The sequence below is a fragment of the Streptomyces sp. NPDC101152 genome, assembly GCF_044768275.1.
Classification (GTDB): domain Bacteria; phylum Actinomycetota; class Actinomycetes; order Streptomycetales; family Streptomycetaceae; genus Streptomyces.
This window is the reverse complement of record NZ_JBIWPO010000021.1, coordinates 46,249-58,012: the sequence shown is the minus strand read 5'-3', so window position 1 is coordinate 58,012 and position 11,764 is coordinate 46,249. Positions and strand designations below refer to the sequence as shown.

At 73.8% G+C, this 11,764-nt stretch carries 13 protein-coding genes; 3 read left to right on the top strand and 10 right to left on the bottom strand.

Features of this window, described 5'->3' with window-relative positions:
• The first annotated feature begins 2 nt into the window (after positions 1–2).
• Positions 3–1,715, top strand: coding sequence for a hypothetical protein (locus tag ACIRVK_RS25445; RefSeq protein ID WP_404250784.1), 1,713 nt, complete (start codon positions 3–5; stop codon positions 1,713–1,715).
• A gap of 15 nt (positions 1,716–1,730) precedes the next feature.
• Here the strand turns inward: ACIRVK_RS25445 and ACIRVK_RS25440 are convergent, their stop codons facing one another.
• Together ACIRVK_RS25440 and ACIRVK_RS25435 are read right to left on the bottom strand one after the other, a co-directional pair.
• Positions 1,731–3,713 carry a glycosyltransferase family 2 protein gene (locus ACIRVK_RS25440; protein WP_404250782.1) on the bottom strand — a complete coding sequence of 661 codons (1,983 nt, stop codon included), beginning with the start codon at positions 3,711–3,713 and terminating at the stop codon, positions 1,731–1,733.
• A gap of 141 nt (positions 3,714–3,854) precedes the next feature.
• Complete coding sequence (locus ACIRVK_RS25435) at positions 3,855–4,592, bottom strand: SDR family oxidoreductase (protein ID WP_404250780.1); 738 nt, start codon at positions 4,590–4,592, stop codon at positions 3,855–3,857.
• 93 nt (positions 4,593–4,685) lie between these two features.
• Between ACIRVK_RS25435 and ACIRVK_RS25430 the strand changes: the two genes are divergently transcribed.
• Entirely contained in the window at positions 4,686–5,549 is an 864-nt protein-coding gene (locus ACIRVK_RS25430) for a LysR family transcriptional regulator (protein ID WP_404250908.1), read from the top strand.
• Positions 5,550–5,652: 103 nt separating this feature from the next.
• Here the strand turns inward: ACIRVK_RS25430 and ACIRVK_RS25425 are convergent, their stop codons facing one another.
• The 5 genes from ACIRVK_RS25425 to ACIRVK_RS25405 all read right to left on the bottom strand — a co-directional run bounded on the left by ACIRVK_RS25425 (position 5,653) and on the right by ACIRVK_RS25405 (position 9,273).
• Entirely contained in the window at positions 5,653–5,895 is a 243-nt protein-coding gene (locus ACIRVK_RS25425) for a DUF5302 domain-containing protein (RefSeq protein WP_404250778.1), read from the bottom strand.
• A gap of 80 nt (positions 5,896–5,975) precedes the next feature.
• Positions 5,976–7,343: a DEAD/DEAH box helicase gene (locus ACIRVK_RS25420; protein WP_404250776.1), complete on the bottom strand. Its 1,368-nt coding sequence runs from the start codon at positions 7,341–7,343 to the stop codon at positions 5,976–5,978.
• A gap of 104 nt (positions 7,344–7,447) precedes the next feature.
• On the bottom strand, positions 7,448–8,479 hold the full coding sequence (locus ACIRVK_RS25415) for an NAD(P)/FAD-dependent oxidoreductase (protein ID WP_404250774.1): 1,032 nt from the start codon (positions 8,477–8,479) through the stop codon (positions 7,448–7,450).
• Positions 8,464–9,012 (bottom strand): isoprenylcysteine carboxyl methyltransferase family protein, encoded by a 549-nt coding sequence (locus ACIRVK_RS25410; RefSeq protein WP_404250772.1) that lies wholly within the window; start codon positions 9,010–9,012, stop codon positions 8,464–8,466. Before ACIRVK_RS25410 ends, ACIRVK_RS25415 begins: the two co-directional genes overlap by 16 nt.
• A gap of 3 nt (positions 9,013–9,015) precedes the next feature.
• Entirely contained in the window at positions 9,016–9,273 is a 258-nt protein-coding gene (locus ACIRVK_RS25405) for a hypothetical protein (protein WP_404250770.1), read from the bottom strand.
• Positions 9,274–9,373: 100 nt separating this feature from the next.
• Here ACIRVK_RS25405 and ACIRVK_RS25400 point away from each other — a divergent pair, with 100 nt between their 5' ends.
• Positions 9,374–10,264, top strand: a complete 891-nt coding sequence (locus tag ACIRVK_RS25400) for a UbiA family prenyltransferase (RefSeq protein ID WP_404250768.1) — start codon at positions 9,374–9,376, stop codon at positions 10,262–10,264.
• 7 nt (positions 10,265–10,271) lie between these two features.
• On the opposite strand, the gene ACIRVK_RS25395 is transcribed toward ACIRVK_RS25400, so the two are convergent.
• From ACIRVK_RS25395 to ACIRVK_RS25385, 3 genes are all read right to left on the bottom strand, one after another.
• A complete protein-coding gene (locus tag ACIRVK_RS25395) occupies positions 10,272–10,739 on the bottom strand; it encodes a hypothetical protein (protein ID WP_404250766.1) in 468 nt (155 codons plus the stop codon).
• Positions 10,740–10,827: 88 nt separating this feature from the next.
• Positions 10,828–11,481 (bottom strand): anti-sigma factor family protein, encoded by a 654-nt coding sequence (locus tag ACIRVK_RS25390; RefSeq protein WP_404250764.1) that lies wholly within the window; start codon positions 11,479–11,481, stop codon positions 10,828–10,830.
• 24 nt (positions 11,482–11,505) lie between these two features.
• The gene (locus tag ACIRVK_RS25385) at positions 11,506–11,748 is read right to left on the bottom strand and encodes a hypothetical protein (protein WP_404250762.1); all 243 of its coding nucleotides are present in this window, start codon (positions 11,746–11,748) and stop codon (positions 11,506–11,508) included.
• Positions 11,749–11,764 lie beyond the last annotated feature (16 nt).

Below are 11,764 nucleotides of genomic sequence, written 5' to 3'. Positions count from 1 at the left end.
GCATGAACAAGACGGCAGGCGCCGTTGCCACCGACACCACGCCCGTCCACCCGGATCCCCCCGCCCCGGCCACCCCCACGCCGTTGCACCGCGCAATCACCCTGCTCGCCGTCATCAGCCTGTTCATCGGCATGCGCGACGACTGGACCACCGCGATCGCGACCCGCCCCCTGGTCGGTGGCGTGATCATGCTCGGGTACGCCGGGATCCTGGTCCTGGGCGTCCTGGCCCTCACGGTGCGCGCCCGGCGCACGCTGGTGCTGGTCGACGCGGGGATCCTGCTCCTCGGCATCGTGCTGGCCCTGTGCTCGTACGTTCTCGGCAGCCCGATGAACGACGAGACGGTGCTGATGACCCAGGCCACGCACGAACTGGTGCACGGGCGGGCGGTGTACGGGCAGGAGTGGCCGTGGGTGTTCGCGCACAGCGGCGTCGGAGTGACGAAGACCATGTCGGGCGGCGCCGACTACTCCTTCGCGTACCCGCCGCTGGCGGTGCTGCTGAACGCCCCGCTCTACGCGCTGATCGGCACCAAGGCGGTCACGCTCGTGCCGACGCTCCTGCTGGTGGCCGGCGCCGCGCTGCTGTGGTGGCTGCTGCCGATCCCGTGGCGGTCGGCGGCGACCGCGGTCTGCCTGGGCTTCCCCATGCTCAAGGGGTACGCGGCCATGGGCTACCCGGCGATCCCCGCGCTCGTGCTGCTCATCCCGGTGGTGATCCGCTGGCCCTCGACCGGTGCGGGAGGGCGGCTCAGCCGCTGGGACCTCGTGCGCGCGGGTTTCCTCGGTGCCGCCTGCGCCACGCAGCAACTGCCCTGGTTCCTCACCCCGTTCCTGCTGGTCGGCATCTACGCGCTGCGGCGCGGTGAGCTGCCCGCGCGGGCCGCGCTCGGCGTGGTCGCGCGCTTCACCGGGATCGCGCTGGTGGTGGCGCTGGCCGCCAACGCGTACTTCATCGCCCAGGGCCCCCGGGCCTGGATCAACGGTCTGACCCTGCCGTTCACCCAGCACGGGGTCCTGCACGGCCAGGGCATCATGGGCCTGTCGTACTACTTCACCGAGGGCAGCAGCCGGCTGGACTTCTACTCGTACGCCAGCATGCTGCTGGCCACCGGGCTGCTCCTGCTGTTCGGGCTGTTCGTGCGACGGCTGGGCCCCGCCGCCACCGTGCTGCCGTGGTGCGCGTTCTACCTGGCCACCCGCTCGCAGGACGGCTACTACCTGCTGATGACCCCGCTGTGGGTCGCGGCCGCCGCCACCGCCCCCGTGTCCGCCTTCACCTCGGCCTGGCAACCCCGGCCGACCCTGGGACGGCGACGCGCCTTCAGCGTCGGCCTGGCGGCGGCGGTGCTGGCACCGGCCGCCCTGTGCGTGGCCGTCGCCGCCGCGAGCGGGCCGCCGATCCGGCTCGCCGTCAGTGACGTGCGGGGCGACAGCCGCGGGATCGACGGCGTCACCGTGCAGGCGACGAACACGGGGGGCACCGCGCTGACCCCGCACTTCGCGACCGGTACCGGGGAGAGCGTGTCCTCGTTCTGGAAAGTGCGCGGCGGCCCCTCCGTGCTGGGCCCGCACCAGTCGGCGCGCTATGTCCTGATGCCCGCCCAGGGACGCTTCGCCGTCCCGGACCGCAAGCACGTGCGGGTCCGGCTCCGGGTGTTCACCGACAAGCCCCAGACGCTGAGCAGCGCCGACATCCGGGTACCGAAGCGGTAGGCGGACGGCTCCCGGCTACTTCTTCCGCAGGGCCCGGCGGATCCTTCCGAGCACGCGGCGCGGGAGGGAGCGCCGGCCACGGCGGGCGCCCTTCTTGGCCGTCGTCTGGACGCGGGTGACGGCGACACCGCGGCCACGGGCGCGGACCCGGAGCGCGAGAGGCAGCGCGACCGGCTTCTCCTCCCCGGCCGCGGACGGCGCCAGCTCCAGCCGCAGCGGGGTGCCGGGCAGCTCGCCGAGCGGCAGGTCGGCGGTCAGCTCCGCGCCGCTCTCGGCGTGTTCGGTGACCACCGCGTCCATGGCGACCGCGCGCCCGGACGCCGTGTCCGTCAGCCTCAGGGGGACCTCGCTGCGGCCCCGCAGGTGCAGGGGCAGCCGCGCGGTGAGCCGGGCGGGGTCGGTCGTGACGGTGACGTCCCTGCGGGTGACCTTCTGGAAGAACGCGGGCGTGTGGTCGGTCCGCCCGTCCACGTCCAGCGACAGGTTGCCGTGCGGGTCGGTCCAGTACGGGAGCACCAGGCGCCCGGGAGTGCCGAGCAGCGCGGCGCCTGGGCCGTCGCCGATGCCGTCGGCTCGCGCTGCGCCGAGCCGGGTCTCCTTGCTCCAGCCGCAGGAGACGACCCGGACGAAGACGTCCCAGACGCCCGCGTGGAGTGCGGGGCCGCCCGCCGCCGTGAGCGGGTCGATCCGCGCGCTCGCGCGCAGCACCTGCTGGAAGTGGCCGTCCTGGCCGGTCACCGCGACCTGCTCGCGGGTGACCTCGACGGGCTGGTAGAACTCGGCGCCCGAGGCGCGCTCCCGTACGACGAGGTCCGCCCTGGATCTGCCCAGCGGGGCGGAGAGGTCCGCGCCCCGCGCGACCACGGCCTGAGTGGCGGCCTCGGACAGCGGCGGGACCAGCAGGCCCGTGTCGCCGTCGTTGCGGAAGGTGAGGGGCTCGCCCGCCGAGGTGAGGGCGGCGGTGAAGCCGACGGTCAGCACGCCGTCGTCCCAGGTCAGGGCCTTGAGGGTGCCGGTGGCCCTGATCCCGGACTCCCACCGGGCGAACTCCTCGAGGTCGGTGAGCCGGTCGGCGGCGATCAGCGCGGCGACGATCTGCTGCGTGGGCGGGAGACCGGCGGCGACCCCAGGCCCGAAGCGTTCGACGACCACCTTGTGGATCTCGTCGAACAGCTCCTTCCGGTAGTCCTCGGGAAGCCCCAGGAGCCGCTGCCCGCGCATGCGCTCGACCATCTCGTTGCGCAGCCAGCGGCGGAAGAGCCTGTCCCGCAGCGGGCCGGGCTCGGTGAGTTCCTCCACGACGTCCAGGGCCTCGCGGAGGTTCTTGAAGTAGCCGACCGGGTCGAAGCGCTGGAAGCCCGCGTTGGAGGCGTCGTCCCGCTTCACGTGGTAGTAGCAGAGGTAGTCGCTGAGGACGGCGACGTTCTTCGCCCTCAGATAGGCCTCGGTGACGAAGACGTGGTCCTCCAGGCGCCGGCGGCCCTCCAGGTAGCGGAGGTTGTGCCGGTCGAGGAACTCCTTGCGGAACATCTTGTGCGGGGTGAGGCTGTCGATCAGCGGCGCGTTGCCGACGTCGGCGCGCGGCCGGTTCTTGCGGAACAGCTCCCGCGGCACCCCGCGGCCCTTGCCGACCATCTTTCCCACGACGACGTCGGCGTCGTTCTGCACGCCGTACTCGTACATCCGCTCCAGGGCCTCGTCGCCGAGCCAGTCGTCGTTGTCCACGAACTGGATGAACTCGCCCTTGGCGGCGGCGATGCCGGTGTTGCGGGGTTTGCCCGACCAGCCGGACGCCTCCTGGTGGATGACGTGCATGTGCGGGTGCTCGGCGGCGAGCCGGTCCAGCCGCTCGGGAGTCCCGTCGGTGGAACCGTCGTCCACGAAGATCGCTTCGTACTCGTCGTCCGGGAGGCTCTGGCGCAGCAGCGAGGCGATGCACTCCTCGATGTACTCGCCCGGGTTGTAGACCGGGATCACCACGCTCACCTTGATGGGCATGTGTCTTCTTCCGCCTCAGCTGCTGGGAGTCACGTCGTCGGGACCCGGGGCAGGCCGCCGCTCGGTGAACGTCCGCGCCAGGCTAGCGGGTGCCGGGGGCGCCGCCGTCACCGCGGTCGCCCCCCACGCCCGGATCCCGGCTCACCAGGGGACGACTCCGTCGTCCTCGAAGAACGAACCCGTCGGCCCGCCGTCGGGCAGCGTGGCCAGCCGGATCGCGGTGGCCGCGCCCTGCTCGGGGGTACGGGGGCCGTAGAAGCCGTTGAAGTCGGTCGCCACCAGGCCCGGGCAGACGGCGTTGATCAGGATGCCGGTTCCGGCGAGTTTCCGGGCGTACTGCACGGTGACGGCGTTGAGGAACGTCTTCGACGGCGCGTACGCCGCCATGACCGGGCCCACCTCGATGTCCGGGTCCGCCTGCCGGGTCAGGGAGCCGACGGAGCTGGAGACGTTGACGACGCGCGGCGACGCCGAGCGGCGGAGCAGCGGCAGCATCGCGTTGGTCACCCGGATGACGCCGATGACGTTGGTCTCCACGACCTCGCGGACCAGGTCCAGGTCGAGGGTGGTCGGGTCCTGCTCCCAGCCCGGGCCGACCTCCCCGGAGACGCCGGCGTTGTTGACCAGGACGTCCAGCCGTCCGGCCTCCCGTTCCAGCAGTTCCGCGGCCTCGGTGACGCTCCGGTCGCCGGTCACGTCCAGCGGCACCCCGAACGCGTCCACCCCGGCGGCGCGCAGCTTCTCCACCGCCAACTCCCGCCGCCCCTCGTCGCGGGCGCCCACGCCCACGCGGTACCCGAGGGCGCCGAGCCCCGCCGCGATCTCGTACCCGATGCCCTTGTTCGCGCCGGTCACCAGCGCGGTCCTCGTTTCGCTCATGCCGTCGATGCTCACTCGGGGGCGTGCGGCGCGGCCAACACCGATACGGTGTCCTGTCATACCCGGCAGGTATCACGGAGGTTCGCTGTGGCCCTGGACACCCTGGAGACCCGCGAGTTGCGGTACTTCCTGGCCGTCGCGGAGGAACTGCACTTCGGCCGCGCCGCCGAGCGCCTGGGCATGGCCCAGCCCCCGCTGTCCCGCGCGATCCAGCAGCTCGAACGGCGCCTCGGTGTCCGGCTGCTGCACCGCGACCGGCGTGGCGTGCTGCTGACCGGCGCCGGGGAGGTGCTGCTGCACGAGGGCCGCGCGGCCCTCGACGCGGCCACCGCCGCCGCGCGCCGCGCCCGCCGCGCCGGCAGCGCCGACACCCCGGGCGCGTCCGGTGACCGCCTGGTGCTGGCGGTGAAGGCCGGCGCGGCCCACGAACTGCTGCAGAAGCTCCTCGACGCCTACGCGGCCGTGCCCGGCGCCGCCGAGATCGAGGTGCTGCCGAGCGGCATGTGCGAGCAGGAGGGGATGCTGCGCGACGGCCGCGCCGACGTGGCGTTCATGCACACGCCGTTCAACTCCCTCTCCGGGTTCGACAGCGAGGAACTGATGACGGAGGGGCAGATCGCCGTCCTGCCCGCCGCGCACCCCCTCGCCGCGCGCGGGACGCTGTGCCTGGCCGACATCGCCGACCTCCCGGACCTCCCGCTCGCCCGCTGGCCCAGCCACGGCACGTACGCGCCCGGCCCCGGCCCCGAGATCCACGACCAGACGCAACTGGCCCAGCTGATCGCCCTCGGCCGCACCGTCGCCGTCCTGCCCGACTCGGCACGCGCCTGGCTGTGGGCCGAGCACGCCGCCGTCCCGGTGACCGACGCACCCCCCGTCGTCACCCACATCGCCTGGCCGGCCCACAGCCGCTCCCGGGCCCTCGCCGAACTGGTCCGCACGGCGACCGAGCTGTGACCGGGGAGACCAGCGCCCGTGCGACAGCCGAGATCGTCGAGCGCCCTCCCCCCGGCGCTCGGACACAGAGGTGGCTCCGGAGCGCGGGGGGTGACCGGGCGGGTCAGCCGCCGCTCTTGCGGCGGAACGAGCGCTGGCTCGATGCCGGGCCGTGCGCTCCGCGGACCTTCGAGGCGTCGACGTTCGCCGCGACGTCGGCGGCGTCCGCCTGCAGGCCCCGTTTGCGGGCCAGGGCCTCACGGAACTTCGCCTTCAGGTCGTAGTTGCCGTCGCGGTCGGGCTCCAGGGCGGACGTCTCGGCGGCGGCCGGCTCCGAACCTTCCGTGGACGCGGACTCTTCGGCCATGGTGACCTCCTGGGTTCGGCAGTGGAAAGCACAGCTTGTCATGGAGAGGGCCGTGCGGGGGCCGCCGACAACAGCGACTCTCAGCCGCCGCGCCGCACCTGGGCCGCCCTGCGGGCCTCCGCCAGCTTGCGGGCCTCGTCGGCCCGGCGCGAGGACTTGCCGCCCGCGCCCCGGGAGGCGTCCTTGCTCGTGCCCAGGCCGCGGAACGGCGTGTTGGTGTTCCTGGGCCGGGGTACTGCGGGCCCACCGTCGAGCGGGACGCCCGAGGGGGCCCTGGCCCCGGTGATCCGGCTGAGCTCCGCCTCGCCCGAGCGCACCTTGGTGACCGTCGGCTCGATGCCGGCCTCGGCCATCAGACGGCTCGTCTCGCGGCGCTGCCCGGACAGCACCAGGGTGACGACGGTGCCGGACCCGCCGGCCCGTGCGGTGCGCCCGGCGCGGTGCACGTAGTCCTTGGGGTCGGTGGGCGGGTCGACGTTGACCACGAGGTCGAGGTCGTCGACGTGCAGGCCACGAGCCGCGACGTTGGTCGCCACCAACGCGGTGATCTCGCCGTTCCGGAACTGCGCGAGGGTCCGGGTGCGCTGCGGCTGGGACTTGCCGCTGTGCAGGGCGGTGGCGCGCACTCCGCTGGCGCGCAGATGCCGGGTGAGCTGGTCGACGGCGTGCTTGGTGTCCAGGAACAGCAGGACGCGGCCGTCGCGGGCGGCGATCTCCGTGGTGACGGCGTACCGGTCGGGGCCGTGGACGACCAGGACATGGTGGTCCATGGTCGTGACCGCGCCGGCGGAGGGGTCGACCGAGTGGACGACCGGGTCGTGCAGGTAGCGGTCGACCAGGTGGTCGACGTCGCGGTCCAAAGTGGCCGAGAACAGCATCCGTTGCCCCTCCGGGTGCACCTGGTCGAGCACCTCGGTGACCTGCGGCAGGAAGCCCATGTCGCACATCTGGTCGGCCTCGTCGAGGACGGTGATCCGTACCCGGTCCAGGCGGCAGGCCCTGCGCTCGACGAGGTCGTGCAGCCGGCCGGGCGTGGCCACGACGACCTCGGCCCCCTCGCGCAGCGCTGCGGTCTGTCGGCCGACGGACATGCCGCCGACGACCGTGGCCATCCGCAGCCGGAGCGCGTCGGCGAACGGCGCAAGTGCCTCGGTGACCTGCTGGGCCAGCTCCCGGGTGGGCACCAGGACCAGCGCGAGGGGCTGCTTGGGTGCCGCGCGGCGGCCGGCCGTCCGGGTGAGCAGCGGCAGGCCGAAGGCGAGGGTCTTGCCCGATCCGGTGCGTCCGCGTCCCAGGACGTCGCGTCCCGCGAGGGAGCTGGGCAGGGTGGCCGCCTGGATCGGGAAGGGTTCGCGCACCCCGAGTTCGTCAAGGGTCCGCAGCACCTCGGCGGGCAGGTCCAGGCCGGCGAACGAGGCGGACGTGCCGGGGCGGTCCGGGTGATTCATGAAGAGCCTTCCGCAAACCGTCGCGGGCGTCCAAAAGCACGACCCTAACACCCGCCGCCGCCCACCCTCCCTGCCGGCTCTCGCCCCATCGGTGGGACCGGGCTTCATGCCAGGCCGTTGACCAGCCCGGTGAACAAGGCGGGCAGGCGCATGGCGGCGGGGACGATCAGGGGGACGAGCCGGGGCCGGGCGCGCAGGCGCAGCAGGGTGTCGGTGAGCAGGCGGTGACGGCGTGAGGCACGGCGCCAGGCGTCCTCGTAGTCCAGCGGGCGGTCGCTGTGGACGCAGCGGACGAGTTGGGCGGCGCCGGCCAGGGCGAGGGAGATGCCCTCGCCGGTGAGCGCGTCGATGTAGCCGGCGGCATCGCCCACCAGCAGGACCCGGCCGGCCACGCGCCCGCGGACCCGTTGCCGCAGCGGCCCCGCGCCGCGGACGGCCGAGGAGGCGCGTCGTCCGGCCAGGCGGGCGGCCAGCGACGGAAAGCCGGCGAGCTGGACGTCGAACGGTGCCCGCACGCAGGTCAGGAGGGCGACGCCCACCAACTCGGGCCCCAGCGGGGTCACATAGGCCTCGGCTCGCGCGGACCAGTGGACCTCGACATGGTCGGTCCAGGGCGCGACGGTGAAGTGTCTGCGCAGCCCGTAGCGGGACGGGCGGAGGTCGGGCAGGTCCAGGCCGAGGTGCCGGCGTACCGGCGAGTGGAGGCCGTCGGCCGCGGCGAGGTAACGGGCCCTGAACCCGGCCGCGGTGACGCCGTCCGCGTCCTGCCGGACCGTCGCCGCGTCGACCTTGACCGGGTGCACCGGGACGCCCAGCTCCGCCGCCCGCCGGGCCAGGGCCGCGTGCAGGTCCGTACGCCGGACGCCCAGCCCGGATCCGTGGTGGAAGCGGGCCTCGGCGTGCCGGGTGTCGTCCTCGGCATCGCGGTAGCGGATGCCGCGCAGCGGGTGCCCGGGCGGGGCGATGCCGAGCGCGGCGAGGGTCCGCACCGCGCCCGGCATCAGCCCTTCGCCGCAGGCCTTGTCGACGGGTGTGGGCCGGGGTTCGGCCACGGCCACGTCGAGTCCGGCGCGTGCGGCGTGGATCGCGGTGGCGAGTCCGGCCGGCCCGCCGCCGACGATCAGCAGGTCGAGCATGGCGGGGGCACGGCGGCCGTGGCCGGGGCGGAGTGGGCCAGTGCCGCGTTCTCGCAGCGCAGCCGGACGGCGAGGAGGGGCAGGTTGAGCAGGGTGAAGCCGGTCGCGGTCAGCCACGCCCCGTGGACCAGCGGCAGGGCGATTCCCTCCACGACCACCGCGAGGTAGTTGGGGTGGCGCAGTAGCCGGTAGGGGCCACTTCTTACCAGCGGCAGGCCGGACACGACGATGACGCGGGTGTTCCAGCGCGGTCCGAGGGTGCCGATGCACCACCAGCGCAGCGCCTGTGCCCCGAGGGCGAGGGCCAGCATCGGCCAGCCGAGCAGCGGTTGGAAGGGCCGCGGGGCGAGCCAGGTCTCAGCAAGGCAGCCGGCCAGCAGCCCGGTGTGCAGGGCCACCATCACCGGGTAGTGGCCGTCGCCGTACGCCACACCGCCGTGGGCTCGGCTCCAGGAGGCGTTGCGGCGCGCGACGACGAGTTCGGCGACCCGTTCGGCGGCCACCAGCAGGATCAGTACGGTGTAGCCGGTCATCCGTCACCTACCACCGCAGCAGGACGAGTTCGGACAGGTCGTCGGCCTGCCCGAAGCCGCCAGCAGGCCGTACCGCTCCAGCGGCAGGGCGAGGGGGCGGGTGCGGACTCCGGCCGTGGCGTGCAGCCGGTCCAGCACGCCCCGGTCCCGCCGCTGGGCACCGGCGCCGGGAGGGCACATCGCCGCGAGCGCATCGGTGATCTCGCGCTGCTGGTAGCGGTGGGCCGGCAGCACTCCGTGAACAGCGGCGATACGCGTCATCCCGCAAGAATACGGATGATATTGATGAATCCTCACAAGACCCGCATCACCGGCATTTCGCTTGCGTGGCGCTCGAGGGAGCACGCCGGCCGCGCCTAGCATGCGGAATGTGCGCAGCCTCGAAACCTCGCCGGCCTCGATCGTGGCAGGGGCTCACCGCCCAGGTGCCGGGCGGGTGGCCGTCGGTCTGCTGCTCGCCGCTCACCCAGCGCCCTCGGCGGCCGTGACAGCGGTGATCACCGCGCTGGCCGCGACGTCCGGCCGTACCGCCGCCGGTACGGCACTGATCGGGGCGGCGGTGCTCACCGGGCAGTTGTCGGTGGGCTGGAGCAACGACCTGATCGACGCCGACCGGGATGTGGCCGCCGCGCGGCACGACAAGCCCCTGGCGACGGGGGCGGTCTCCGCGCGGACGGTGACGGTCGCGGCGGGCTGCGCCCTCGCGGCCTGTGTGCCGCTCTCCCTGGCGAACGGGTGGCTCGCGGGCGGCGCCCATCTGGTCGGCGTGGCCGCGGCCTGGGCGTACAACCTCGGCGTCAAGCGCACCGTCTGGTCGTGGCTGCCGTACGCCCTCGCCTTCGGGCTGCTGCCCGCGTTCGTCACCCTCTCCCTGCCGGGCGCCCCGTGGCCGCGCTGGTGGGCGTCGGCCGGTGCCGCTCTGCTGGGTGTGGGCGCCCACGCAGCGAACGTCCTGCCGGACATCGACGCCGACCTCGCGGCGGACGTCCGCGGCCTGCCCCAGCGCGGCGGCCACCACGGCGCGCGCACGCTGGCAGCGGCGGCGCTGGCCGCGGGGTCGGCCGTCCTGGTCCTGGGCCCGGCCGGACCCGTCGGCCTCCCCGCACGGGCCGGACTCGCGGCGGCCTGCGTCCTCTCGCTGACCGTCGCCCTGTGGCCGGCCGGGCGGACCCGGGCCCCCTTCCTCATCTGCCTGGCGCTCGCCGCCTCCGACGTCGCCCTCCTGCTCCTGCGCGGCGCCCGTCTCGCCTGACCCCGGCTCACCGGGTCCGCGTACGCCGGCGGCGGGCCAGGAGCAACCCTGCGGCGGCCGTTGCCGTCGCCGCCGCCTCGGCGACGGCGGACGCCGTCTTCTCCGGATACCAGACGGGCTCGTACATGCTGGGCAACGGCCCGAAGGCGCCGATGTCGACGTACCGGTACAGCAGCACCGCGGCGAGGCCGGCGGCGGCCACCAGCAGCGCGAAGACCCACACGAGGGGCCGTGTGCCGAAGAGGAGGAGCAGGACGGCCGCCAGTGCCGCAGCTCCGGCCTCGGCGCGGAAAAGGTCGCCCTGCCCGATCGTCTTGGCGACCGGGTCGTAGGTGGCGGCGAGGTCGGCGTGCACATAGGCGTCCACGGCCAGACCGGCGGCGGTGAGCAGGCGAAGCACCCACAGCCAGACGTCGAGGGCGGTCGTCCGCCGCTCCCTGAGCGGTACGCGTGTTCCTGATCCGAGGACTGACATGCCCGCCTCCTCCATCCACCCCCATACAGGTACGTGTCCGGACACATCAGCGTTCACGACCTGTACGACCTCTTTGAGTTGATCTCGGTCACCGGGGTCGCAGCTCGACGAGGAGATGGCCGGAGCCGGTGACGACGTCCATGCGGGCGATGTCCCGCACGCCGAGCGAGGACGACGCCGGGACGCTGACCGCGGTGTCGTAGCGGGACGTCCATCCGGCGGCCGTCTCGGTGTGGCCGTCGCGGGCGTGTACCACCAGCCGGCACACGGCCGGGGGCAGCCCCGACAGACGGAGGCTGATCGACGTGCCGGTCGGGTCGGGGGTGAGCCCGGCGGAGGCGGTCACCCCGGTGGCCGGGTCGGTGGCGGAGAACGTGACCGCCGACGGAGCGGCCGCCGGTTGCGGGGCCCGCGAACTCAGGTAGGCGCCGACGCCCGAGAAGGCGGCAGAGGCCGCGAGCACGCAGGCGATCAGGGCTCGGCGAGCCTTCGCACGCCGCACCACGCGGGACGCGGCCCGAGCCGTGCCGACCGGGACCGTCCGGGCGGAACCGTCCTCCGCCACCTGCCGCAGCTCCTCGAAGGGCAGGCGCTGCAGCATCCCGACCAGCGCCGCCATCTCCAGCAACTCGGCACGGCAGTCCGCACAGCGGGCCGCGTGCCGCTCCACCACCGAGCACTCCGCAGGCTCGAGCGCGCCCAGCACGTAGGCGCCGAGAGCGAGACTCTCGTGACATGCCATGACCCCATATACGGATTTATGGCGTCACGCGTTCAGAAGTGAACAAAAGGGGTTTTCGGTGCGTATCGAGCTACGAGCGAAGAACCACCCTGCGGAAAGAAGCACCGTCATGAACCGCGCCGCCGTCATCGCCGCGGCCGCGACCGCCGTCGCGGCCTTCGCCGCCGGATGCGGAAGCTCCGGCACCACCAGCTCGTCGTCGCCCCCCGCCTCGTCGTCGCCGGCCGGCAGCCCGTCGTCTCCGCCCACCAGCTCGGCTCCCGCCACCGGCGGATCGGCAACG